23 protein-coding genes and 1 tRNA gene are annotated in these 25,224 nt (G+C 37.8%); 12 read left to right on the top strand and 12 right to left on the bottom strand.

Annotated elements, in window-relative coordinates:
* Window positions 1–5 precede the first annotated feature (5 nt).
* The 4 genes from J4N46_RS11230 (at window position 6) to J4N46_RS11245 (ending at window position 4,719) form a co-directional block, all read left to right on the top strand.
* Window positions 6–1,484 (top strand): RagB/SusD family nutrient uptake outer membrane protein, encoded by a 1,479-nt coding sequence (locus J4N46_RS11230; RefSeq protein ID WP_208059368.1) that lies wholly within the window; start codon window positions 6–8, stop codon window positions 1,482–1,484.
* A gap of 126 nt (window positions 1,485–1,610) precedes the next feature.
* The gene (locus J4N46_RS11235; RefSeq protein WP_208059369.1) at window positions 1,611–2,768 is read left to right on the top strand and encodes an ATP-binding cassette domain-containing protein; all 1,158 of its coding nucleotides are present in this window, start codon (window positions 1,611–1,613) and stop codon (window positions 2,766–2,768) included.
* Window positions 2,769–2,772: 4 nt separating this feature from the next.
* Complete coding sequence (locus J4N46_RS11240) at window positions 2,773–3,762, top strand: hypothetical protein (protein ID WP_208059370.1); 990 nt, start codon at window positions 2,773–2,775, stop codon at window positions 3,760–3,762.
* A 24-nt stretch (window positions 3,763–3,786) separates the two neighbouring features.
* A complete protein-coding gene (locus J4N46_RS11245) occupies window positions 3,787–4,719 on the top strand; it encodes a PorP/SprF family type IX secretion system membrane protein (RefSeq protein ID WP_208059371.1) in 933 nt (310 codons plus the stop codon).
* A 126-nt stretch (window positions 4,720–4,845) separates the two neighbouring features.
* On the opposite strand, the gene J4N46_RS11250 is transcribed toward J4N46_RS11245, so the two are convergent.
* The 10 genes from J4N46_RS11250 to J4N46_RS11295 all read right to left on the bottom strand — a co-directional run bounded on the left by J4N46_RS11250 (window position 4,846) and on the right by J4N46_RS11295 (window position 11,365).
* Window positions 4,846–4,919, bottom strand: a tRNA-Asp gene (locus tag J4N46_RS11250).
* A gap of 138 nt (window positions 4,920–5,057) precedes the next feature.
* Complete coding sequence (gene dgt, locus J4N46_RS11255) at window positions 5,058–6,401, bottom strand: dGTP triphosphohydrolase (protein WP_208059372.1); 1,344 nt, start codon at window positions 6,399–6,401, stop codon at window positions 5,058–5,060.
* A 39-nt stretch (window positions 6,402–6,440) separates the two neighbouring features.
* On the bottom strand, window positions 6,441–6,650 hold the full coding sequence (gene yidD, locus J4N46_RS11260) for a membrane protein insertion efficiency factor YidD (RefSeq protein WP_009751382.1): 210 nt from the start codon (window positions 6,648–6,650) through the stop codon (window positions 6,441–6,443).
* A gap of 22 nt (window positions 6,651–6,672) precedes the next feature.
* Entirely contained in the window at window positions 6,673–7,479 is an 807-nt protein-coding gene (locus J4N46_RS11265; protein ID WP_208059373.1) for an enoyl-ACP reductase FabI, read from the bottom strand.
* 139 nt (window positions 7,480–7,618) lie between these two features.
* Window positions 7,619–8,863, bottom strand: a complete 1,245-nt coding sequence (gene rocD / locus J4N46_RS11270; RefSeq protein WP_208059374.1) for an ornithine--oxo-acid transaminase — start codon at window positions 8,861–8,863, stop codon at window positions 7,619–7,621.
* Between the two features lie 12 nt (window positions 8,864–8,875).
* Window positions 8,876–9,289 (bottom strand): type II toxin-antitoxin system VapC family toxin, encoded by a 414-nt coding sequence (locus tag J4N46_RS11275; protein WP_208059375.1) that lies wholly within the window; start codon window positions 9,287–9,289, stop codon window positions 8,876–8,878.
* Between the two features lie 3 nt (window positions 9,290–9,292).
* Complete coding sequence (locus J4N46_RS11280) at window positions 9,293–9,625, bottom strand: hypothetical protein (RefSeq protein WP_208059376.1); 333 nt, start codon at window positions 9,623–9,625, stop codon at window positions 9,293–9,295.
* Between the two features lie 34 nt (window positions 9,626–9,659).
* Window positions 9,660–9,878, bottom strand: coding sequence for a PIN domain-containing protein (locus J4N46_RS11285; protein WP_208059377.1), 219 nt, complete (start codon window positions 9,876–9,878; stop codon window positions 9,660–9,662).
* A complete protein-coding gene (locus J4N46_RS11290) occupies window positions 9,859–10,077 on the bottom strand; it encodes a hypothetical protein (RefSeq protein ID WP_208059378.1) in 219 nt (72 codons plus the stop codon). The genes J4N46_RS11285 and J4N46_RS11290 overlap by 20 nt, the downstream gene beginning before the upstream one ends.
* A gap of 49 nt (window positions 10,078–10,126) precedes the next feature.
* Window positions 10,127–11,365, bottom strand: a complete 1,239-nt coding sequence (locus J4N46_RS11295) for a sulfate adenylyltransferase subunit 1 (RefSeq protein WP_208059379.1) — start codon at window positions 11,363–11,365, stop codon at window positions 10,127–10,129.
* 656 nt (window positions 11,366–12,021) lie between these two features.
* Here J4N46_RS11295 and J4N46_RS11300 point away from each other — a divergent pair.
* From J4N46_RS11300 to J4N46_RS11335, 8 genes are all read left to right on the top strand, one after another.
* Window positions 12,022–13,032 (top strand): IS110 family RNA-guided transposase, encoded by a 1,011-nt coding sequence (locus tag J4N46_RS11300; protein ID WP_208059380.1) that lies wholly within the window; start codon window positions 12,022–12,024, stop codon window positions 13,030–13,032.
* 352 nt (window positions 13,033–13,384) lie between these two features.
* Complete coding sequence (gene dnaB / locus J4N46_RS11305; RefSeq protein ID WP_009416809.1) at window positions 13,385–14,965, top strand: replicative DNA helicase; 1,581 nt, start codon at window positions 13,385–13,387, stop codon at window positions 14,963–14,965.
* A gap of 183 nt (window positions 14,966–15,148) precedes the next feature.
* Complete coding sequence (locus J4N46_RS11310; RefSeq protein WP_208059381.1) at window positions 15,149–15,832, top strand: PAS domain-containing protein; 684 nt, start codon at window positions 15,149–15,151, stop codon at window positions 15,830–15,832.
* Between the two features lie 50 nt (window positions 15,833–15,882).
* Window positions 15,883–16,560 carry a PAS domain-containing protein gene (locus J4N46_RS11315; RefSeq protein ID WP_208059382.1) on the top strand — a complete coding sequence of 226 codons (678 nt, stop codon included), beginning with the start codon at window positions 15,883–15,885 and terminating at the stop codon, window positions 16,558–16,560.
* Between the two features lie 73 nt (window positions 16,561–16,633).
* The gene (locus tag J4N46_RS11320) at window positions 16,634–19,489 is read left to right on the top strand and encodes a DEAD/DEAH box helicase (RefSeq protein WP_208059383.1); all 2,856 of its coding nucleotides are present in this window, start codon (window positions 16,634–16,636) and stop codon (window positions 19,487–19,489) included.
* An 88-nt stretch (window positions 19,490–19,577) separates the two neighbouring features.
* Window positions 19,578–19,868: a hypothetical protein gene (locus J4N46_RS11325; RefSeq protein ID WP_009416813.1), complete on the top strand. Its 291-nt coding sequence runs from the start codon at window positions 19,578–19,580 to the stop codon at window positions 19,866–19,868.
* A 42-nt stretch (window positions 19,869–19,910) separates the two neighbouring features.
* The gene (locus tag J4N46_RS11330) at window positions 19,911–20,423 is read left to right on the top strand and encodes a DUF4252 domain-containing protein (RefSeq protein ID WP_236013964.1); all 513 of its coding nucleotides are present in this window, start codon (window positions 19,911–19,913) and stop codon (window positions 20,421–20,423) included.
* Window positions 20,424–20,425: 2 nt separating this feature from the next.
* Window positions 20,426–21,718: a dihydrolipoamide acetyltransferase family protein gene (locus J4N46_RS11335; RefSeq protein WP_208059384.1), complete on the top strand. Its 1,293-nt coding sequence runs from the start codon at window positions 20,426–20,428 to the stop codon at window positions 21,716–21,718.
* A gap of 81 nt (window positions 21,719–21,799) precedes the next feature.
* On the opposite strand, the gene ftsZ is transcribed toward J4N46_RS11335, so the two are convergent.
* The gene (gene ftsZ, locus J4N46_RS11340) at window positions 21,800–23,554 is read right to left on the bottom strand and encodes a cell division protein FtsZ (RefSeq protein WP_208059385.1); all 1,755 of its coding nucleotides are present in this window, start codon (window positions 23,552–23,554) and stop codon (window positions 21,800–21,802) included.
* A 47-nt stretch (window positions 23,555–23,601) separates the two neighbouring features.
* Window positions 23,602–25,074, bottom strand: coding sequence for a cell division protein FtsA (ftsA, locus tag J4N46_RS11345; RefSeq protein WP_208059386.1), 1,473 nt, complete (start codon window positions 25,072–25,074; stop codon window positions 23,602–23,604).
* Between the last annotated feature and the right edge of the window lie 150 nt (window positions 25,075–25,224).

Genomic DNA, 25,224 nt, shown 5'->3' on the forward strand with positions numbered 1-25,224 from the left:
CTACGATGAATACATATAAAAAAATCATATTCGCATCGCTCCTTACCTTTCTTTTGGTGGGTTGTTCTAAAGATAATTTTGACCCTCAGCTCACGGGCTACATTTCCGAAGAGCGATTGGAAGAACTGAAACAAAACCCCGAACAAAAAGCCAAACTCATAGATATTGAGCTAAACGGGATTTATAACAGTAATGCCAACTCTACCGATGCTATCAACTTTGGTATCAAATCTATTGACCTGCGCTTAGACCATATGGGATTAGACCTCGTGATGCCTTCCTACCATTGGTTAGGCTACGACTATAACTTTACGGCTGGGCTTTCAAGTGATTATTACAGTAATTCCTATGTATGGAGCTTTTTGTATAGCCAAATTAGTAGTATCAATACTATTTTGAAAAAGTACTTCCCCAATGGGGTAAATACCTCTACTGATCAAAAAGAATTTCAAAAATATGCTGAGCTAAAATCATTGCGCGCTATTTATTATTTCTACTTAGTAAATATCTATCAGGCTACTTATAAAGGCAACGAAAACACCCCAGGTGTACCTTTGCTATTGGTGCCCACTACCGAAAAATTTGCGCGCTCTACCGTAGAAGAGGTGTACCAGCAAATCCTTAGCGACTTTTCTGTAGTAGATGATGCTCGTTTTCAAATCACTACCTCAAAACACGATGTAGATAAAGTAGTGGCGTTGGCTTACCTCTCAAAAGCTTATGCACAACGCGAAGAGTGGAGCCGAGTGAAACAGTATGCCAAAATGATAGTAGATAACGGCAGTATCACCCTTACAAGTGCTGCCGAAGTGGCTTCTAAAGATTGGGATATAAGCAGCAGTTCGTGGCTATGGGGGTATGATATTACAAACCTAACTTCAGGTACGTGGCAGTCGTTCTATTCTTATATAGACAATACGTTGCCTGTGGGCTTTGCACAATATACTCCTAAAGCAATGTTCAGCTTGCTTTATGACAAAATAGGTAATAATGATATACGAAAAAAGCTGTATATCAACCAAACTCTATTCCCCGATATCGCTGCTGAATACGAAATGGACGACTATTCTAGCCTGAAATACGTTACCAAAAAAGATGCTACAGGCGATTATTGTTTTATTCGCAAAGAAGACCCTTATTTGCTATATGTAGAGGCTTTAGTGGAATTGGGTGAACTTACTGAAGCAAAAGCAAAACTAACAGATTTGGTAAAAATTTACCGCAACGATACAGCTTACGATATTAGTAGCCTAAATCAAGCTCAGCTACGCGAAGAAGTACGCACCCAACGCCGCATTGAGTTATGGGCTGAAGGTAGTTCTTTCTTCGATTTCAAACGTTGGCGAATGGGTGCTGATAGAACAGTAACTAACTCCAACCATAGCAACAAAATAAACGTACCTGCCAACGACCCAAGATGGATATACCAAATCCCTGATGACGAAATGCAAAATAATACAAAAATGGTTCAGAATAACAGATAGTAACTCTTTTCCATAAAAAGTTGGTTTTTATTTGACAGAGAAATCTTGCTAAAGTTTTTATAGCTTTGGCAAGATTTACTTTTTTTTACTATCTTTGCAAATGATATAACACAAGATACTTGTATAATGACTAAACATCAAGAGCGCGTAGCCGAAACCCTACAGTGTTTTCAGAATAATGACACTGCTATTGCCTTCAGAAAACTGCTGGATTGTGTAGCCGATACGCAACGAATGGAGTTTTACCAAAAGGCTATTACTTTGGTGGAATGGAAAGAGCAACACCCCAACGAAGTAACTACACTTGCCGAAAAAGCTACCGAACTACTTGAGCAGGTAGCCAAATGCTCGGTGAAAGAAGTAGCTACACAACACCCTGTGCTAAAGGCTGAAAACTTACAAAAAAAATATGGTGCTTTCTTCTCATTAGGTCCTATTTCGCTTACGATTCGCAAGGGTCAGGTATATGGCTTAGTGGGCGAAAACGGCAATGGTAAAACAACTTTGTTAAGACTTTTAGCCTATGATTTAGCTTATGATAGTGGCAAACTTACCTACTACTTCCTGCGAGCTCCTAAAAACGACTACGAGCTGCGCACTAAGTTGGCTTATATACCTCAGCGCACCGAACGATGGTATGGTAGTTTAAAGGATAATCTCAAATTTGCATTGGCTAACTATGGTGTTCCTGCTGAAGAAAATGAGCTGCGCACCCTCTTAATGATTGCACGCTTAGGCTTATGGCAATATAAGCACCTCACTTGGGATGCGCTTTCATCAGGGTATAAAATGCGTTTTGAGCTAGCGCGTACCTTATTGCGCCAGCCTGAATTACTGCTATTAGACGAGCCTTTAGGAAACTTAGACGTTTTGGCACAGCAAACTATATTGCAAGACCTAAAGATGATTGCCAACTCGGTTGCTAACCCAATAGCATTGATACTGAGTTCACAACAGTTATTTGAGGTAGAAAAAGTATCTGATAAAGTAATTTTCTTGCGAAAAGGAGAATATAAAGAAAATAGGGACGAGAATCTCAATGAGAGCACTCCAACACAATTGATTGTAGAAATAGAAACTCCTAATAGCCGAGAAGAATTATTGGCAGTATTCAAAAGTTTTGCTCTTGAAAAGCTGCAGTACAATGGAGGTAACTATGTAGCCTATTTCCGCCCCAATACTGATTTTTCGCAACTACTACAGGCTCTTGGCAATGCAGGTATCACGCTTACTTATATACGTAACATATCGTCTTCTACAAGGCGTTTCTTTATGAACCAATAGAAAAATGAAAAAAATAAATCAATATCTTTTAGAGCGTTATCCATCAATTTGGAATACTAAATTGGTATGGATGATAAGTGCTGCAGCAGTAATACATTTGCTGTTCTTCGTAATAGGCTTTTTCAGCATAAATGAGCAAGAATTAAAAACGAGCTACTTTAGGATTTTTGGTAGTTATTTTGGATATCCCTTTTTGCTAAATCTTGTTTTTAGTATACTCTTATTAGTGGGGTGGCTCACTCAACTAAATAAAAACAATGCTTTTAAGCACTTCTACCCTAGCAATCCGCATAAGCTCTTTGGGCAGTTTGTTCAATACTTTGTAATTATATTTGCCTCTACTACTTTCTTTATATCGTTTGTAATGGGCGAAAAAGTATCTATCCGGCTTAAATACCCCGAAAGCTATATAACTGAGCTAAAAAGCAATTATTTAGAAGAAGAAAAAGAGGCTGATGAAGATAGTTATTACGATGATATGTGGGGCTCAGACCATTACCTTATAAAAAATGTAGAAGATGCCTATGAAGATGCTTTAATACTCTCACCTTTCCTATTAGGAAACTATTTCTTATTACCTACCTTATTTGTAGCACTTATAGTGTTTTGCGTGCGTGTTACGAGCCTACGGGCGTTCCTACTAGGAATTGTATTCTCACACGTATTGGCACTGGTTTTGGCTTTCTTTTCAGTGTTTATATCTATTATAACAAGCTACGATGCTATAGGGTATTTGTATATATTTACAGCCTTTGCTGTAATAGCCCTCACCACAGTTTCATTAGGAAAACTACCTAAAAACTTTATAGCTATAGGTATTAACTTTTCTCTGATTGTATTTGCCCCTGCATTATTTTCGCTATTATTATTGTTTGAATCAAAACAACTGCTTCCTACAGCTACTCCCGTGAGTTACGTGATGCTGTTAGGTACCTTAGCTTTTGTGTATGGCTATTCTAAATTCATACACCAATGGAAAGCAACTCCCGAATAAAACTTCTTTTCAACTATAAAAATAATGAAGAAAATATTACTTTTTGCTGCAATGCTATCTATAGGAAGTGTGATAGCACAAAGCACCGATGCTACTTATATTTTTTATCATCAGCACGCCAATTTGGTAAACCCTGCGGTAGTGGGGTTGGAAATGGGGCATACTGTATCTGTAGATATTCGCAATCAGTTTCGCGATATGATAGAAGCGCCTCTTACACAAACCTTCTTTACTACTCACAAGCTGTCGCAACGTGTAGGATTGGGCGTTTCTATAGCCAATAACAAAGTGTTTATACAAAAACAAGCGGGTATTTATGCTGACTTATCGTATGCTATCCCTATTACCTACAATTCTAACCTTATAGGCGGCGTAAAATTTGGTGGTGATGTTTTTAATATTGATGGTAGCGAAATGGGGCATTACAACCAATTATACAATTCATACTACCCCAATGGCAATCGTATGCACCCCACATATTATTACAACTCTTATTTGCAGACTATTTCAGGAGAGTTTCAAACTAATTTTGGAACAGGACTATATTATGACCATCCTAATTTTTATATAGGATTTTCAATGCCTAATATGTTATCTTCTAAACACGTGCATATTGATAATGAAGTAATGACTTCAATGGCTGAAACTACTTACTATTATATTATGGGAGGATATTTTTGGCGCGTCGCTCCTGATTTCACTATCAAACCACGCTTACAGATGTGTTTAGCTGAAGGTCGTACTCCTTCTACCGACCTTACCATTGCTGCTAATTTTGTAGAACGTGCTGAATTGGGAATTACCTACCGTACTGCCAAAGCTGCAAGTATCTACCTACTATTCAACCTTCCTGATTACTATGTTTCCATAGGGTATGGTTTTGAAAGCTATTTCCAAACTCACCTCAATTTACAATCACGTAATTCACACGAATTTTTGGTACAATTCAAGTGGTAGTTAGTTTCCTACCTTATAACATATATAAAAAAAAGAAAGCTCTCCTTAAAAAGGAAAGCTTTCATCGGTTTACTATAAACCCGTGTAAAAATATTTACACAAAACAACACAACTAAATTTTAATTGCGGTCTGGACGGGACTCGAACCCGCGACCCCATGCGTGACAGGCATGTATTCTAACCAACTGAACTACCAGACCCATTAAACTGTGCAATTCATTTCTTCATTGCGGTTGCAAAGGTACTACTTTTTTCATTACCTGCAAATTTTTTGACAACTTTTTTTTATTTTTTTTTCATTTTTACAACACTACAACTGATTATCAACAACTTACATTTTAAATATTTTTACTACTACTTGCTGTTTTTAGGTGCAATTCTACTGCTTTGCTATCGGTAAGACTTGCAATATAGCAGGTTATTGCCATCACTTTTTGATATAATGTACCTTTTTGATGATATTTTTCAGGTAGTTTTTTAAGTAATAATTTATCAAATGAGGTAACTTTTCCTTTTTCTTCATTGATAATTGCGGTAAAAAATATATCTAACAAGTGCTGTAAAATTACATAACCCTGCACTTCCTTTTCTACAACCTCATCTGATTGATAAATATGTTGTACACTATAACTAATGATTTTGTCAATTTGTGCTTTATACTGGCTTAATTTCAAAAGTGACTGATGAAAATCTCCCTGTAAAATAGCCGCTTCATTGGCTAAGAAAATATCTGTAGCTTCTTGTATAAGCGTACCTATAGCTACAGCGCGCAAATAAGCTATTCGTTCCTCTTTAGTTTGTAGTTGCTCGTATTTGTTGCGATTTATTCGCTCCTGAATAATACCCTCCATATATTCTAAAGCTAAAGATTCGGGTATTAGTCCTAAATTGATACCATCTTCAAAATCAATAATAGTATAGCATATATCATCGGCTGCTTCTACTAAAAATGCTAATGGATGCCGTGCATAGCGCAAATCCTCATTATTGCTATTCGATTTGAGACCTAAACTTTCGGCAACCTCCTTAAAGAACGCTTTATCCTCTTGAAAAAATCCATATTTTTTATCCTCTACATTATCAGTAGGCTGCACAGGCAATGATTCTTTAGGATACTTGGTAAAAGCACCTAAAGTAGCATACGTAAGGCGCAAACCACCTTCTACTCCCATACGTGTTTCATTCAATATTCTAAAGCCATTGGCGTTCCCTTCAAAGTTACACAAGTCGGCGTATTGTTTTGCTGTAAGCAGACTTTTAAGGTCGGCTCCTTTTTTATACTGAAAGAACTCACCTATGGCTTTTTCGCCACTATGCCCGAAGGGTGGATTACCAATATCGTGAGCTACCGCAGCGGCTGCTACAATAGCTCCAAAATCGTTAGTTTGATAGCCTAATTCGCGCAAGTGAGGGTATTTAGCAAGCAAATGCTTTCCTACGCTACGTCCTAAACTACGCCCTACTACTGATACTTCAATACTATGCGTTAGGCGTGTATGAACAAAACCCGTTTTGGAAAGCGGGATTACTTGTGTTTTATCTTGCAAGCTGCGGAAAGCACTTGAAAACACCACCCTATCGTAGTCCATATCAAAGCTAAGGCGCGTTTCATCTTCTTTAAGGCGAGGTCGTGTGGTAGTGTCGCCGTATTTATTGAGTGAAAGTAAGTTCTCCCAAATCATATTTTTCTTCAATTAGTAAATTGTATCTATTTATTGCCACTAAGGTACAGGGTCGTAACCACTTCCGCCCCAAGGGTGGCAGCTACTGATGCGTTTTATAGCCAGCCAGCCTCCTTTAAAAGCACCATATTTTTTAAGAGCTTCAAGGGCGTATTGCGAACAGGTAGGGGTATAACGACAAGAAGGTGGTTTCAGAGGAGAAACCACCACTTGATAAAAACGTACCAAAAAAATCAAAAGATATTTCATTGGTAAATTGTCTGTTAGCCAATTAGCTAAAACGTTGAATAACCTCGTTGCTTACTCCAGTGTTGGAGAAACCACCATCGTGGTAAAGATTTTGCATAGTTACCTTACGAGTAAGGTCGGAGAAGAGGCTAACGGTATAATCGGCGCAATCTTGAGCTGAAGCGTTTCCTAATGGCGACATAGCATCGGCATAGGCAATAAAGCCGCTAAATCCTTTCACTCCTTGCCCAGCAGTAGTAGGCGTAGGTGATTGCGAAATGGTGTTTACACGCACCTTTTTATCTTTACCGAAGAAGTAGCCAAAACTACGCGCTACAGACTCTAAATAAGCCTTGTTATCAGCCATATCGTTATAGTCGGGGAAAGTGCGTTGTGCAGCCATATAAGTAAGAGCTACGATGCTTCCCCACTCATTCATCGCATCATTTCTGTAAAGCACTTGACATACTTTGTGGAATGAAAGTGCTGATACGTCCCAACCTTTTTCGGTATTTACGTAGTTGGATTCGGTGTAAGGAATGTTTTTGCGCACATTTACCGACATACCGATAGAGTGCAATACAAAATCTAACTTACCGCCCAATATTTCCATAGCTTTGGTTACCAAGTTTTCTAAATCTTCCATATTGGTAGCATCGGCAGGGATAATTTCAGAGCCTGTTTTTTCGGCTAAGTTTTTTATTTGCCCCATACGCATTGCCACAGGAGCATTAGTAAGCACAAACTTACCACCTTCTTCGTGTACACGTTCGGCGGTTTTCGAAGCTATTGAGTTTTCGTCTAAAGCGCCGAAGATAATACCTTTTTTTCCTTTTAATAAATTATACATCTTTTTAAAATTAATGTTTTACGTTTTTCTGATGGCAAAGATATAAAATAATGTTTAATTATTGATGGTTAATGGTTAAAAATAGTGATTAGGAGGTTGCATAAAAAGCACAAGCAACAAGCTTGCACCAGCGGGGCAACTAAGCCTCAAATTCTTTTAGGGTACTGATGATAATAGATAGGCAGTCTTTTAGCTGCTGTTCATTCATTACTAATGGAGGTGCAAACCTGATAATATTGCCGTGAGTAGGTTTGGCAAGCAAGCCTTTATCGCGCATTCTTAGGCAGATATTCCACGCTGTATCACTATCTTCGGTATCGTTGATAACTACAGCATTCAGCAATCCTTTACCTCGTACTAAAGTAGCGACATTAGAAGTTTTGATATAATCACTGAGTTCTTTGCGGAAAATTTCGCCCAAACGTGCTGCGTTTTCGGCTAACTGCTCATCTTTTACTACTTGCAAGGCTTCTATAGCCACTGCTGCAGCTAATGGATTTCCGCCAAAGGTACTACCGTGTTGTCCTGCTTTTATAACGTGCATAATGCTATTATCGGCGAGAACGGCACTCACTGGGTATACGCCCCCACTAAGAGCTTTACCAAGAACTAAAATATCGGGTTTTACGTTTTCGTGGTCTACGGCTAAACGTTTTCCTGTACGCGCTACGCCTGTTTGTACTTCATCGGCTATGAAAAGAGCGTTGTACTTTTCGCACAAGGCTTTAGCTTTGCTTAGGTAACCTTCAGAAGGCACATATACGCCCGCTTCTCCTTGTATAGGCTCTACCAAAAAGCCCGCTACAGTGGTAGGATTTTCGGCAAGTACTTTTTCTAAGGCGGGCAGGTTGTTATAGGGTACGGATACGAAACCAGGTGTGTAAGGTCCGAAGTTAGAACGAGCATTCTTATCCGATGAAAAAGAAACTACTGTAGTGGTGCGCCCGTGGAAGTTTTGGTCGCATACGATGATAATAGCCGCACTTTCGGGCACTCCTTTTTGTTCGTATGCCCATTTGCGACATATTTTGATGGCTGTTTCTACTGCTTCGGCTCCTGTATTCATTGGCAATACTTTCTCAAAACCGAAATATTCGGTAATATACTTTTCGTAGAGTCCAAGCTTATCGTTGTAGAAAGCACGTGAGGTAAGTGTAAGTGTTTGAGCTTGCTCGGTAAGTGCTTTGATAATACGCGGGTGGCAATGCCCTTGATTGACTGCGGAGTAGGAAGATAGAAAATCGTAATAGCGTTTGCCTTCTACGTCCCACACGTATACCCCTTGTCCTTTGCTAAGCACTACTGGCAGCGGATGATAGTTATGAGCTCCGTACTTATCTTCAAGAGCCATAGCTTGTTCTGAGGTTAATGTATTTTTTGTCATATAATTAATTTGTTAATTTGTTCTGTACATTGAAAGGAATTGTTCGGGGGTTAGTACCGATATATCATCTACTACAAAATCCTTTACATTGCGTGTTACTACAATAGGAATACCGTATTCTTTAGCAGTAAAGTATTGATACCCATCTTCTATATCTTTAAAATTGGAATAGAGTGCGTTTTCAAGTGCTTGCTTACTAAAAGGTAAAGCTCTAAAAATTTGATAAAGATATTTCAATATATTTACACACTCTTTTTGGTTATATTCTTTTGAAAGTTGATAGGTAATAATAGCAAATGAAAGTGTTGATAAATAAGATTTTATTTTTCTTTCTTCGGTTAATGAAAATATCATTTGCGCATTTTTGTAATACTTTCTTTTTAGCAACATATCTAATACAACATTCGCATCTACAAAAATTTTCATATTTTATTTTCTTAAATGATATATGTAATATTCCTTTTTCCAATCCTCATCATCAGAGGCTTTTATTTTTTGAATAAGCTCTTCTTCAGTACCTAAAATACCTGTTAGCATTTTTGCAAGCGGTGTAATTTCTATATCATACTCTTCTTTTTCAACAGACTGAGCATCGGTTATAACTGATATATCTCGCTTTTCAGTATTGTCAGTAGAGTTTCTTGTTAAAATACCCGTTAGCATTTTAGCAAGTGGCGTAATTTCTATATCGTCTATATCAAGTTTTTCTTGATATGCGATATTATCTTCTACTAAGGTAGTATTTAATTCTACTATATTCATTTTTCTATTTTACAATCTAATGATTAGGCAATATTTAATTTGTTCTGTACATTGAAAGGAATTGTTCGGGGGTTAGTACCGATATATCATCTACTACAAAATCCTTTACGTTGCGCGTTACTACAATAGGAATATCGTATTCTTTAGCAGTAAAGTATTGATAACCATCTTCTTTATCTTTAAAATTGGAATAGAGTGCGTTTTCAAATAGTAAATCTAAAGCTATATTAGTATCAATAAATATCTTCTTCATAATACTTTTCTAATATTCCTTTACATATATCATTTTTCCAATCATCTTCATTTAAAGTATTCAATTTTTGAAGAAATTCTTTTGGTGTTCCTAAAGCTCCGCTCAAATTTTCTATTGCTGTTAAAAACTCATCATTTCCTTCAGTATTGGTAACTGTTGGTATAGGTATTTCTTCTGTAGTAACAACTCTTGCATTCATTTTTCTATTTTACTATTTGATATTTAGGTAATTATATGCTACAAAAATATTATTGTAGCATTAGGGCTCCTACGGTGGCGTTGCTGGTTTCGTCTATCAGTATGGCACTTCCCATAGGTGGATTTTCGGCAAAGGGGTCGTATACTAAAGGGGCTGCTGCTTTTAGGCGTATTTTGGCTATTTCGTTGAGTTTTATACTTTCTGCTTCGTCTTGTTGCTGAAGTGTATTTACATCTATCTTGTAAATAATTTCTTTTACAATAACTCTCACCAAGCGGCTGCGCTGTTGCAATAGGTATTTGTTGCCTTCGCTAAGGGAGCGTTTATCCATCCAGCATACTATGGCTTCTACTTCTTGATTTTGAACAGGCTGAGTGGCTTCACTCACGAGGTAATCTCCTCTCGAAATATCGATATCGTCATCAATATGTATTACTACGGGGGTTCCTGCCTTCGCCTCTGACACCTCTTTACCATTATGCTCTATCTTGCTGATAGTGGTACTAATACCTTCGGGAAGTACTACAATGGCATCGCCTTTACGATAAGTGCCTGAAATGATTTCGCCTGCATAGCCTCGATAGTCGTGGAGGGCTTCTGTTTGAGGGCGTATGACGTATTGCACTTGAAAGCGAGGCTGTGTATAGCTATGAGGGTTGATTTCTACTGTTTCTAAGAAATCTAAAAGTGATTTTCCCTTATACCAAGCCATTGCTTGGGTTGTATTGACGATATTATCGCCTACAAAAGCTGAAATAGGGAAGTAATGAACACTTTTAAGCCCTAAATGTGTTGCGATTTGTTGATATTCGTTTTTAATTGAGTTGAAAGTTTCTTCTGAATAGCCTACTAAATCCATTTTATTGACAGCTACTACTACTTCGGGGATATTGAGCAGTGAAGCGATAATGGAATGACGGCGTGTTTGCTCGGTAATACCATTGCGGGCATCTACTAAAATGACAATAAGCTGCGAATTGGAAGCTCCTGTTATCATATTTCGGGTATACTGGGTATGCCCAGGTGCATCGGCAATGATAAATTTGCGTTTTGGGGTTGCAAAATAGCGATAAGCTACATCAATGGTAATGCCTTGTTCTCGTTCGGCACGGAGCCCATCGGTGAGGATGGCAAGGTCTATCCCATCTTCATTTTTGTTTTTAGATTGTTGTTCAAGAGCTTCTAACTGGTCGGCTAAGATACTTTTGCTATCATAGAGTAATCGCCCTATAAGAGTACTTTTACCGTCATCTACGCTTCCTGCTGTAATAAATCGTAATATATTCATTTTCTATTATTCGTTATTGCTGTTAGTGATTAAACTCTGCAAAGATATGAAATAATTTTGAATTATGAATTATGAATTGTGTTTTTCTTGCTGGGAGGCTTTTATCCTTCGCTAAACCTTCGTCACATACTCGGCTGTGCCAGCTCGCCGACTTTCCTTCGCTTATCCTTCGCTCATCCTTCGCTAAACCTTCGCTGAGAAGAATTTTGAATTTTGAATTTTGAATTTTGAATTGGTGGGACGGGTCTTTACTTTGCACCCTGAAAATAAGAAGTTATTTTCAAAGAAAAGCAGAGGAGAATAAAAGTCTGTTCATTCTGCCTCTGCCCGTTCTTTGAATACCCTGATTTTCAAAATAGAATGGTAAAATAAAGACTTGAACAATCAGGGCTGGAATTGATTTGAAATGCAAAGTTATAAAATATTTTTGAATATAATATCCTATATATAAAAGAAAAATAGTATTTTTATATTTCAAAGAAGCAACAGAGGTGAACTAGGAGGACGGGTTAAGATAACGTCTTATGTCGCACATTAGTCCTCTGCCAATTCTTTGATTTAAAGCCTTATTTTTAAATAGAATGGTAGACGTTAGGGTCTAATAAAGACTTTAGAAGCAAAGGCTTATTTTTAATATCAATAATCATATTTAGAAAATGAAAAACTATGTTCTTTTTACAGGGATCGATGTATCCAAAGACAAATTAGATATTTGTTATGTGGATAAAAATGGCAATGTATTAGGTTCAAAAGTAATTGACTATAAACCTAAAAACATTAAATCTATTGTGAAGGATTTGGAAAGGTTAGGTTATAACCTGACTCAAACGCTTATTTGTTTTGAAAATACAGGGGTGTATTCAATCAAATTAGGTGAAGTGCTCTCTGAGCTAAATGCTTATTATAGTGAGGTTTCAGCTCTTGAAATCAATAAATCTAAAGGTATTACTAGAGGTAAAGATGACAAAACCGATGCTAAAATGATTGCTCTTTATGCCTTGAGAAATATTGATAAAATAGTGCTTTCAAAGGTAACGGATGAAGCCATACAGGAACTTAAACTTCTCTTTGCTGAAAGGGAAAAAATACAAAAGTCAATAACAAGTTTGAAAATGACCCAAGAGAATGAAGGACGGGTAAATAGCAAGGCTTATGAGAGTGTTCAAAAAATAAATCAACAAACAAGAGTTGCTCTTAAAAATAGTCTAAAAGCTATTGAAAATGAAATAGAAAGGGTTTTTAAAGAGCATCCTGAATTGAAAAAGAATCGCGATTTATTGAAGAGTATAAAGGGAATTGGTACTATAATTTCGGCTTATTTAGTAATGATTACTCATAACTTTACTAAATTTAAAAATAGCCGTAAATTTGCTTGCTATTCGGGAATAGCGCCCTTTGAACATAGCTCGGGAAAGTCGGTAAGAGGAAAGACTCAAGTAAATCATTTTGCAAATAAAAAAGTTAAGGCTTTGCTGAGTATGGCGGTTCAGTCGGCTAAAAAATATAACTCTCAAATAAAGGCATATTTTGAGAAGAAGAAAGAGCAAGGGAAGCATATTTTGCTGATAAGCAATAACATAAAGTTTAAACTTGTAAATATTGCTTTTGCAGTAATCAAGAGAGGAACCCCTTATGTAGACATATATAAATATGCTACCATAGCATAGGAGAAAAAAGAGTGTATTAATACTCTTAAATATTTGAATAACAATGAAATAATAGCTTAAATAAATTAGGCTATAGGTGATGTTTTGCTCAAAAATTTGTTCTAAAATACAAAAAAAAATCAAAAAAATACCTTTTAAAATTTGGATATTAACATAGAATGTAGGTCTTGTGAGACTTTTGGGACGGGTAGGACTTGTGGGAGTGGTGAGTGAATTTTGAATTTTGAATTTTGAATTGGGCACAAGCTGCAAGCTTGCGCCAGCGGATAAAAAGAGATACAGACTTCGCTAGAAAGATATTATCAGCGAAACTATAGTTAATAATTGAACTTTATTTTGTACCTTTGCGGCTATGAATGAGACTAACAACATTGCTAATGTACCGAGCTTAGTACCTATGAATGAGCGTACTAACAATTTTACACCTACCACTACACCTACCATTGAGCGTGGTAAAATACCTCCGCAGGATATTGATACTGAGGAGGTAATACTGGGCGCTATGCTAATTGACAAAAAGGGGGTAGATGATGTGATTGATATCCTTAACCCTGAGGTGTTTTACACTAAAGCGCATCAGCTTATTTATCAGGCTATGTTTGAGCTTTTCACACAATCGGAGGCTATTGACTTGCGGACGGTAACAAACCAATTGCGCAAGATGGGTAACTTGGAGGCTGTGGGGGGTGAACTTTACCTTATCAACCTTACGCAACGGGTATCGTCATCGGCTCACGTGCAGTTTCACGCGCGTATTGTGCTGCAAAAATTCATCAAACGGAAATTGATTGAAATTGCTGCTAATATTATTGAGGAGGCGTATGACGACACTGTGGATGTGTTTGACTCGTTGGATAACGCTGAACAGAAGCTGTATGAAGTTACACAGGGTAACCTGAAACGTTCAAGCGAATCGGCTAGTGATTTGGTTACTAAAGCTTTGAAGAAGATTCAGGATTTGGCAAACAAGACTGATGGTTTCAGTGGTATACAAACGGGCTTTACGAAGCTGGACTTGCTAACATCGGGCTGGCAGGCGAGTGACCTTATTATAATTGCAGCGCGCCCTGCGATGGGGAAAACGGCGCTGACACTTACTATGGCGCGCAATATTGCGGTGGGACAACAGATTCCTGTGGCTTTCTTTTCGCTGGAAATGTCGTCAGTACAGCTAATTACTCGTTTGATATCTTCGGAAACGGGACTTACTTCGGAGAAATTGCGTACGGGGAAACTGGAGGATGCTGAGTGGGAAATTTTGAGCAACCGAGTGAAGGATTTGCAGAAAGCGCCTTTGTATATAGATGATACACCTTCTATTTCTATTTTTGACCTTCGTGCTAAGGCGAGACGTCTTTCAACACAATTTGGTATCAAACTTATTATTATAGATTATTTGCAGCTAATGACAGCTGGTAGTAAGGGTGTTGGGAATAGGGAACAGGAGATTTCTACGATTTCGCGTAACTTGAAGGCTTTGGCTAAGGAGCTTGATATTCCTGTAATTGCGCTTTCGCAGTTGTCGCGTGGTGTGGAAACGCGCCAAAGTAGCGGTCATAAACGTCCGCAATTGTCGGATTTGCGAGAATCGGGGGCTATAGAGCAGGACGCTGATATTGTTTCGTTTATTTATCGTCCTGAATATTACAAGATAGAGGTTTGGGATGATGAGTCGCAAACACCTACTTCGGGACAGGCTGAATTTATAGTGGCGAAACACCGTAATGGAGGTTTGGATAATATTCGCTTGAAATTTGAGGGGGCATTGGGTAAATTCTCTAATTTGGATGAATTTACGGCATTGCCTTATGCTACGCAAGAGTTTGGTTCGCGTATGAATACGGGTAGTGGTGAGGTAAATTTTGCACCATTACCTACAGGGTCGCCACAGGAGGCTTTTGGGGGCAATAGTGATGATGATGTACCTTATTAATGGTTATTGTTAAGGGTTAAATTCTAACTAATAACAGCTATAAACAACTGATAGTAAGAGTTTTAACTTACTACTGATGGTTTTTTTCAAAAAAAAGTTGAAAAGTTTTTTGTAAAAAGTATGTTTATTTGTAAAAAATTACTTACTTTTGTGCGATAAATAACCAAAAAATAAATTTTTGCAATGATTAGAGATTATAGAGACATTGAGCTCACAGTAGAGCGTCCTACGCCTATTGACAAAGAGGTTTCTTGGGATAAGAGTAAGGTGATTATCAGTGAGACTGACGTTTATGGTCGTATTACCGATGCTAATGATGTGTTTTGTACAGTGTGTGGTTATAGCCGTGAGGAGCTAATAGGTCAGCCTCATAACATTATTCGTCACCCTGATATGCCAAAGATTACATTCAAATTGCTTTGGGATAACTTGAAGTTGGGCAATAACTTTGCAGGTGTAGTAAAGAATTTGGCTAAGAACGGTGAATATTATTGGGTTATTACAGACTTTGAAATGCGCCGTGACTCTATGGGTAACATTACGCACTATATAGCTCGCCGTAAATCAGTGCCTAAAGGTGTGATAGACAACTATGTAACGCCTTTGTACCAAACCCTTTTGAAATTGGAAAAGGTGGGGGGTATGGACTTGAGTGCTCGTTTCTTCAAAAACTACTTGGACAAACAAGGTAAGGACTATATAGACTTTATCATTGATGTGATGAACGAGAACCGTGAAAATGTTGCTTTCCAAGAGATACCTATGGGCAATGTAGATACAAGTGCGGTTGTATCGGACGACATCGTAACTGTAAGCGATGCTATGAACGAAAAACGCAAAAGTTTCTTTGGTAGATTATTTTCATAATGACTTGGGATAAAGAGTTATTACTTTCAACAATTAAAAACTAATTATATATGTCGAATTTTATAAATCCTGTACCTACAATTCAGCGACCTACCCCTATTGACCGCGAAGTGCAATGGGATAAGAGTAAGGTGCTTATCAGCGAAACAGATGTCGCTGGTACTATTACCAAGGTGAATGATGTGTTCTGTAATGTATCACACTACACAGAAAGCGAGCTTATAGGACAACCACATAACCTTATACGCCACCCTGATATGCCACGCCTTGTATTCAAACTACTATGGGACAACTTGAAAATAGGTAACAACTTTGTGGGTGTTATTAAAAACTTGGCTAAAACGGGTGAATACTATTGGGTAGTAACAGACTTTGAAATGCGCCGTGATGGAATGGGTAATATTACTCATTATATAGGTCGCCGTAAGGCTGTTCCACAAGGTGCTATTGATAATTATTTGGCTCCTTTTTATGAATCGTTGCTAAAAATGGAGAAAATAGGTGGTGTAGAACTTAGTAGCCGTTTCTTTAAAAACTACTTATCTAAACAAGGTAAGGACTATATAGACTTTGTGATAAGCGTAATGTCGGAATCACAAAGTGCCTTTACCGCTGATAGTGTAAGCAATGTGGATAGCAGTAACGCTACAGTTTCTGACGATATTTACCACGTGGATAATTCAATGAACGAAAAACGTAAAAACTTTTTTGAGCGTTTGTTTACTTAATTGTAGTCATATTGATAATAGAAAAATCCCTGCGTATGGTATATGCGGGGATTTTTTTTGAGTTTAAATTTCTATGTTTCTTTTTTTTGATTTTACTTTTCACCCTACTATAGAGCTGGTACTCCCTAATGCATATATTGCTGAGGAGCGAAATGGTTATTGTGTATTTTACAAAAGAGCAAACCAAGAGGTGCTACAGAGCTTGCCTAACTGGCAACTATCGGTAGTGGAACGACAGGCGTTGGCTATTGCTAATGAGTTGTTGCCTAATGTGTTATACCAAAAGCTACTAAAAAAAGGGGATACTTTTGAAAAGGCTTACCAAAACAAACAGACAAAAAAACACATTGAAGAGTACATTGAAAAAAAAACGGCTGAGCTACTACAACTAATTGCTGATAATGAGCTGTTTATCACTACTAACTACACTCATAAAGACGAATTGGTAAAGAAGCAATTGCAGGCGCAAAAGACGCTTGTAGTGCCTTTACTGGAATTTACAAAGACAGATGAGGGTATTGAATACCGCTTGCTACTAAAGGATGGTGCTGCAAGTATTATCCCTTCGCAACACTCTATTGAACTGCTAAACAACTTGTATGGTTGGATTGTGATTGACCACAAAGTAGTAAGGGTGGAACACTTTAAGGGGTCATACTTAACTCCTTTTTTGAATAAGGAAACTATTCATATACCGAAGCGCAATTTTCCTGAATACTTTGAGAAATTCTTGAAAAAGCTGCTAAAACATACTGAAATAGACCCTAAGGGATTTGAAATTATTAAAAAAAATGATATTGTAGCTACTGAAATTGAATTGGTATATGATTTTTTTGCTAATCATTACAAATTACAGCTAAATTTTGACTATGATGGTTATATATTTGGCAGTCATCAGCGTAAAGAGGTACAATCGGAGTTGAAAATATACGATGATGGGGGTATTGTTATCTATCAATACAAGCGAAATAAAGAAGAGGAGGCTAAAAAATACAATTTTTTGACTGCTATAGGCTTTAATGAGGAAGCAGGGAGCTTTTGGGTGAAAGATGAGAATCCTTTTGGCAGTTACTTTCTGTTGGTTGCTCATAAAGATGAACTTGAGAGGTCGGGGTTTAGTTTCAAAAAATTTGTAATAGAGGGAGATAAGGAGGTTGGTTTTGGGGATAGTAGGCTTATTTTTGGGGATACTCAAGGGGATAATGATTGGTTTGATTTATCTATTAGGGTAGCGCAAGGCGATGAGGAGTTTGCTTTTAAGGATTTGATAGAGAATATAAAGGCGGGGAACCCTGTATATGATTTGGGGAATGGGAAAGTGTTTATCATTCCGCAGGAATGGTTTAGTAGGTTTCATTCGATTGCTAAATATGCGAGGGTAACACAAGAAAAGTTGCAATTGCCTAAAAGTAACTATGCCCTATTGGAGTCGGTACCAGAAATAAAACCTCAGACATTAGTAGAGAATGTGGTTTATACGGCTTCTCCTAATTTGAAAGCTACTTTACGTCCGTACCAAATAGAGGGGGTTACGTGGCTTTTGCAGCATTATTACAATGGTGTAGGGGCTTGCCTTGCAGATGATATGGGACTGGGGAAGACCTTGCAAACGATTGCTCTTTTGGTGCATATACACGATAGCTTGCCTGAAAAACTGGGTGAAGGGGGTGATTTATTTTCGGGAATAACATCGCAAAAAGAGCCGCTACGGGCTTTGGTGATATTGCCTTCATCGTTGATATTCAATTGGTATGATGAGACCAAGCGCTTTGCTCCGCATTTGAAATGTACCCAATATGTGGGCAATACGGCTGAACGCAAGCGCAAAGTGCGCCGCCTTGTAAATTACGATATTATTTTCAGTAGTTATCCGATAGTGGAACGGGATAGTAAAGAGCTGCAACAGCTTGATTTTAGGTATATTATACTGGACGAGAGCCAGCGTATAAAGAATAAAAATTCTAAGACTTTTAAGGCTATCAATGGGTTGCAGGGGGTGCATAGGATTGCGCTAAGTGGTACGCCTATAGAAAATTCATTGAGCGATTTATGGTCGCAGATGCAATTTATCAATCCTAATATTCTGAAAAGTTATGCGGCTTTTCACAAGAACTATGAGGTGGCGATTAGCAAAAATAAGGATACGCAGGCTCTGGAAGAGCTAAAAACAATCATTAGTCCGTTTTTGCTAAGGCGTACTAAGGAACAGGTGCTGGACGACTTGCCTGAAATGGAGAGCCAGATAGCTTATTGTGAGATGAGTGAGGAACAAAAGAAGTGGTATGAGAGTGAAAAATCTAAGGTGAGAAATCAGCTATTGGAGATAGATGCGCCACTGACGGAGTTCAACGCTCTGAATATGCTTACGAAATTGCGACAGATAAGCAATCACCCTAAATTGGTGGACAAAGAAAGTGCCATAGCTTCGGGCAAATACGAAGAGGTAGTGCATTGTATGGAAGAATTGCTACAAGCATCGCATAAGGCACTTATATTCAGTAGTTTTGTATCGCACTTAGCTCTTTACGAACAATGGTGCGATGCTCACAAAATAAAATATGCAAAACTGACGGGAAGCACGCCTACTGAGGAGCGCAAGAATGAAGTAGCTTTATTTCAGCAACAAGCTGATGTGCCTTTCTTTTTTATATCGCTAAAAGCTGGCGAGGTGGGGCTGAACCTTACTGCGGCTTCCTATGTGTTGCTGTTAGACCCTTGGTGGAATCCTTTTTCGGAACGACAGGCTATTGCGAGAGCACATCGTATAGGACAACGCAACAAGGTGAATGTAGTGCGATTTGTGAGCAAAGATACTGTAGAAGAGAAGATTATCAGGCTGCAACAGGCAAAGACGAGCTTATTTGAAGATGTAGTGGGCGAGGATAATTTCATCAGGGAAGTGATTGATAATATTGAAGAATTGCTATAACGAGGGATTATGAGGTAGCTTTGTGGCGTGAGAAAAATTCATCATTCATTATTCATTATTCAAAATTAATTTGTATCTTTGCATCATTATGAAGATAAAACTATTTAAATTACCGAAGAATAAACGCTTTAATTATACGCCACGTTATTACGAGGGGAAAGAAGCTGGAAATGCTTTTGAGATGGGCTCTCGCATTAGAAAAGATAGAGAGACAGTAAGCAACCACTTTACGGAACAATGGCGGAAAATACGCAGCGAAAGTAGAAATAAGAAAAATAGGGAGTTTAACAAGGTTTTTTGGATTGTATTGGTGGTGTTGTTACTGATAACGCTCTATTTTTTTGATTTTGATTTATCAATTTTCACGGCAAAGCGTTAAGCTGCCCGAGCGTGCTTTGCCCTTACAATAAATATGAATATTATGGCTATGAGAATAAAAAAAATAGGGTGGATAGTATTATTTTTGCTACTAACGATAAGCGGGCGAGCACAGGCTTTTTTTGATAAATTGGAGGCTCATAAAGAGATAACAAGTGCTACTGTAACACAAAAGATGTTCCAAATGCTTGCCAAAATAGCGAGTGAAGGAGGAGAATCTAAAGAATATGTAGCTTTTGTATCGAAACTAAAGAGTATGAGGGTATTTACTACCGAAAACCAACAAGCAGGGGCTTTGCTAAAAAGTGAGGCTTTGCAGTATGTGAAAGCGGCATCACTATCGGAGGTGCGTATGAAAACGCAAACACAAAATACAAAATTCTATGCTAAAGAAAATGGTTCGGATAAAATAAGTGAGTTGCTTATATTCGTAGATTCTAATGATCATAGCAAAAAGACGGTTTTGCTGTCGCTCATAGGAGATATAGAACTTAGCCAAATAGGGACCTTAACAAAGAATATGAATCTTCCAAACGAAGTAAAAGATATAAAATAGCAATGGCGAGATTTGAATTTAAATTACCAGCAATGGGCGAAAGTGTAGCAGAGGCTACTATCACTCATTGGCTAAAAAAAGTTGGCGACCGTGTAGAAGCCGAAGAAACTATTGTGGAAGTGGCTACTGATAAAGTAGACTCGGAAGTGCCGTGTGAGGTAACGGGCGTAGTAGCCGAAATACTTTTTGATGTGGATGCTGTAGTACAGGTGGGTCAGGTAATGGCTATCATAGAAACTGAAGGTGATAGTGCAGTAGTGGCTGAAGAATTGCCTCCTACAGTGGCACAAGTGGCAGAAAACTTGACTGCTGATATTGCTACTATCAAGGAAACAACGCTTGCAGTTGGTGATTTTAGCAATGCTGATAGGTTTTATTCGCCTTTAGTGAAGAGTATTGCACAAAAAGAGGGAATTGGACTGGAGGAAATGAGCCGCGTGAAGGGTACGGGCTTGAATAATAGGGTTACCAAAGATGATATTCTTAATTATGTAGCTCAACGTAGTAATAAAGCTGCGGCTACATTATCAGCTCCTCCTGCAAGCAATACAAATACACCTACAGTAGAACGTACTTACAGCCAGCGTGGTGAGGAACGCATTGAGATGAGCCGTATGGGCAAACTCATAGCAGAACATATGAGCCATAGTAAGCATACCTCAGCACACGTACAAAGCTTTAGTGAGGTGGATGTAACACGTATTTGGCAGTGGCGTAACAAGGTAAAGAAAGCTTTTGAAGCACGTGAAGGCGAAAAGTTTACTTTTACACCTATCTTTATGGAAGCTGTAGCTAAAGCATTGGTTGATTTTCCGCTAATGAATATTTCAGTGGAGGGAAATACTATCATTAAGAAGAAAAATATCAATATAGGTATGGCTACAGCGCTACCTGATGGTAACTTGATAGTTCCTGTTATAAAAAATGCTGATGAACTGAGTTTGCGAGGTATGACCAAAGTAGTAAATGACCTTGCTAATAGGGCTCGTTTGGGGCAATTAAAACCTGATGAAGTGAAAGATGGTACTTATACTGTTACCAATATAGGGTCGTTTGGGAATGTGTTTGGCACACCTATTATCAATCAACCACAAGTGGGTATTCTGGCAATAGGAGCTATACGAAAAGTACCTGCAGTAATTGAGACAGCTGAAGGTGATATGATAGGTATCCGCTATAAAATGATGCTTTCGCATAGTTATGATCACAGAGTTGTGAACGGAGCTTTAGGAGGTATGTTTGTACAACGTGTAGCTGAGTACCTTGAGCAATGGGATGTGAATAGAACATTATAAGAAGTTAATTTTATATGTATATAAAAAAACTGAAAGCCTTTGAGACTTTCAGTTTTTTTATGTGCATATAATACAAAGGTATTAATCAGCTCTGTCGTGTAAATAAGAGTTATTCTTTCGTAATTGAGTATCACCAGCGCTATCTTTAGCTACTGAAGTACGTGATTGGGCAACACTACTCCCAAAAGTGTGATTATACTTTGAGAGGTAACCTGAACGGTTGTTATTAAGCACTTGGTCTATAGTAGCATTTTCAGGGGTAGGTTTTATACCTCCTAATAGTTCTTCTTCATCAAACATAGTCATCTGAACAGGTGCTGAAGGTTGTTGTTGCTTTGTTTCAACACGATGTATAGTGATTTCGCTTTTATTAGCTTCTTTGTTTTCTGAAAAAGGCACGGGCTTAGCATCACGTAGTGTTCTTTCAAACTCCATATATTCATTATATGAATATTGTGGTGTAAGTACTGCTTTATTAGTAGGTGAAAGCTGATTAGCTGATTTATTATCGTTAGACACTTGGCGAGCTACTGCTGCTTCGGTAGTAATATGACGTTGGTTACTTGATGATTCCTGTATTGAGACTCCTTGGTTAGGAGTCGAAGGCTTTGGGGGCGTTTTATCTACTATTATAAAGCTATCGTCAGCTGTTACATATTCGCAATCTGTCCAAATATTAAACAAGTCGGAAAGTGAAGGTTCTTTTTTAATTTCGGGTACAGCAGGAATTGGGTAAGATGATTGTACTACTGCAGCTTTAGGTTCAGTAAAATCACGCTCAATGATAGTTTGGTTTTCACCAAGTACGTGGTTAATACGTTTAGGTTCAGCATTCACTATCAATTGTTGTTGTTCAGTAGTAAAGCCTGTAGCAGTAACCGTTACTGTAATAGCTCCTTTAGGTACGGTATCATCTTCGCCCATACCAATAAAGATATCAAGTTCGCCTCCTGCTTGTTCTTGGATATAGTTAGTGATAATTTCCATTTCTTCAGGAGTAATCTCATCTTCTGTATTGAACACTACCAATAATAAAGATTTTTTAGCTCCTGTAATTTTGTTATCATTAAGCAAAGGTGAGTTCAATGCCGCTGTAACAGCTTTAATAGCACGGTCTTCACCATCAGCTGTTGCTGAGCCCATAATAGCTGTACCACCATCTTTAAGCACCGAACGAGCATCCTCCATATCTATATTTACCATATAGTTAGCACTCACCAATTCGGCAATACCCTTAGCTCCTTTTAGTAATATTTCATTAGCTTTAGCAAGGCTTTCTGAAATCTTCATTTTACCATATACTTCAGTGATTTTATTATTATTAATAATAATCAAAGAGTCTACAGCTTCTTGAAGTTTTCTAATTCCTTCTTTAGCTTGTCGTGAGCGTACAGGACCTTCATATGAGAAAGGTGTAGTAACGATTCCCACAGTAAGGATTCCCTTATCTTTTGCTATTTTAGCAATTACGGGAGCAGCACCTGTACCTGTACCACCACCCATACCAGCAGTTATAAAAACCATCTCGGTATCATCGCCAATAGCTTCCTCTATTTCTTTAGAACTTTCAAGAGCAGCAGCTTCACCTACCGCTGGTTTAGCTCCTACTCCAAGTCCTTTAGTAAGTGCAAGACCCAATTGTACTTTGTTAGGTACAGGGCTATTTTCAAGGTCTTGTTTATCTGTATTACATACAATATAATCTACTCCTTTTATGCCCTGATTGAACATATAATTGACGGCATTACCTCCGCCACCTCCAACTCCTATAATCTTAATATAGTTGCTGTTATTTTTTGGTAAATTAAACTGAACTACTTGCTGTTCCATATCCATTATAATTTATTTTTTTTCACTATACGACTTCTTCCCATATTACTTTATTATTCATCCTCTTCATCATCATCCTCATCTTTTTTGTTGAATGTGTTTAAATATCCTTTTATTTTATTTCCTAATGATCTTATTGTAATAGAAATACCTTTTTTCTTTTCTTTTTTGTCATCCTCTTCATCATCTTCCTCATAATCATCATCATTATTCTTTTCTTTTGCCTTAATCTCGTGTTTTAATTGCTGTTCTTTTTCTGTCTCTTCATTTTGCTGTCTCAAAAAATCTTCTTGTTGTTTTTTCAAACGCTCCTCTTCGTCTTTTTTCTTCTGTTTTTCTGCTAACAGCTTTTTTATCTGTTCTTCTTTTTCCTTTTCAATAGCACACATTACAAGCCCTATAGAAGTAGCGTATGTAGGTACTCTCAATTCCTCTCTATTATTATCTAATACTAAATATTCATCGGGGTAGCCCACACGCGTATTCATACCCGTAATATATTTCACTAAGTGTACAATATGTTGCATTTGGCTTCCGCCTCCTGTAAGTACAATCCCCTCGTGTAGCTTGTTCTTTACATCTTCGTGACCATAGCTTTTTATCACATTATGCACCAAGTTGATAATCTCACTCACACGTGAATGAATAATTTTCGACAAGCTTTTCAGAGAAATCTCTTTAGAATTTTTCCCAGGTATAGTTATTATTTCATTTTCGGGTATTTCTCCAGGCCAAGCCGAACCAAAAGTAACTTTCACTTCTTCGGCATATTTAGCATTAATACCATATGCCGATTGTATATCTTCAGTTATGATAGCACCTCCAAAAGGAATTACTGCAGCGTGGCGAATAATACCTTCTTTAAATATAGCCACATCGGTCGTACCACCTCCTATATCCACAAGCACTACTCCACCTTCTTTTTCATCATCTGTAAGAACAGCTTCTGCCGAAGCTATAGGCTCTAAGGTAATATCAATAGCCTTTAGATTTGCCATTTCGATAGTGCGGTTCACATTGTTGATAGCACTTGTTTGTCCTATTACCAAATGATAAGTAGCGTCTAAACGCCCACCTACCATTCCTATAGGGTCTTTAATATCACTTGTGCTATCTACTTTGTAATACTGAGGAAGTGCGTGAATGATTCTCTCACCAGCTCCTAAAGTAATCGCATTCACTTGTGATTTTAAGCGTTCTAAATCATCTACATCTATTAACTTCTCTGGCGAAATACGCGATATATAATCACTATGTGTACGAGTGCTTATATTCTGCCCCGATATCCCTACCATTACCTCTTTTATATCAACATCTGCACTTCTTCTTGCCAGGTCTGTCGCCTGCATCACTGCAGTTGCTGTCTTTGATAGGCTCATAGCCACCCCTTTACTGATCTTCTCCTGAGGTTTAGAGACTCCATAACCCAAAATCTGTATCTTCCCATTTCTATTAGTCGTCCCCACCATCGCTACAACTTTTGTTGTACCTATATCTAACCCCACATAAATTTTATTACTTTCCATACTTTACTCGTTTTTGTTTATCTAACTCTATCATTTTCACTTTTTTTATTGTCATATATTTAAAAAATTAGGAAATTTATTGTTATTATCGTTTTATATGACTTCTTTTCACGTAGCAAAAGTAATTAATTTTTTTCAACCTTACATTAT

Origin of the sequence: Capnocytophaga bilenii (genome assembly GCF_017565765.1) — a bacterium.
In the GTDB taxonomy this organism is placed as follows: Bacteria; Bacteroidota; Bacteroidia; order Flavobacteriales; family Flavobacteriaceae; genus Capnocytophaga; species Capnocytophaga bilenii.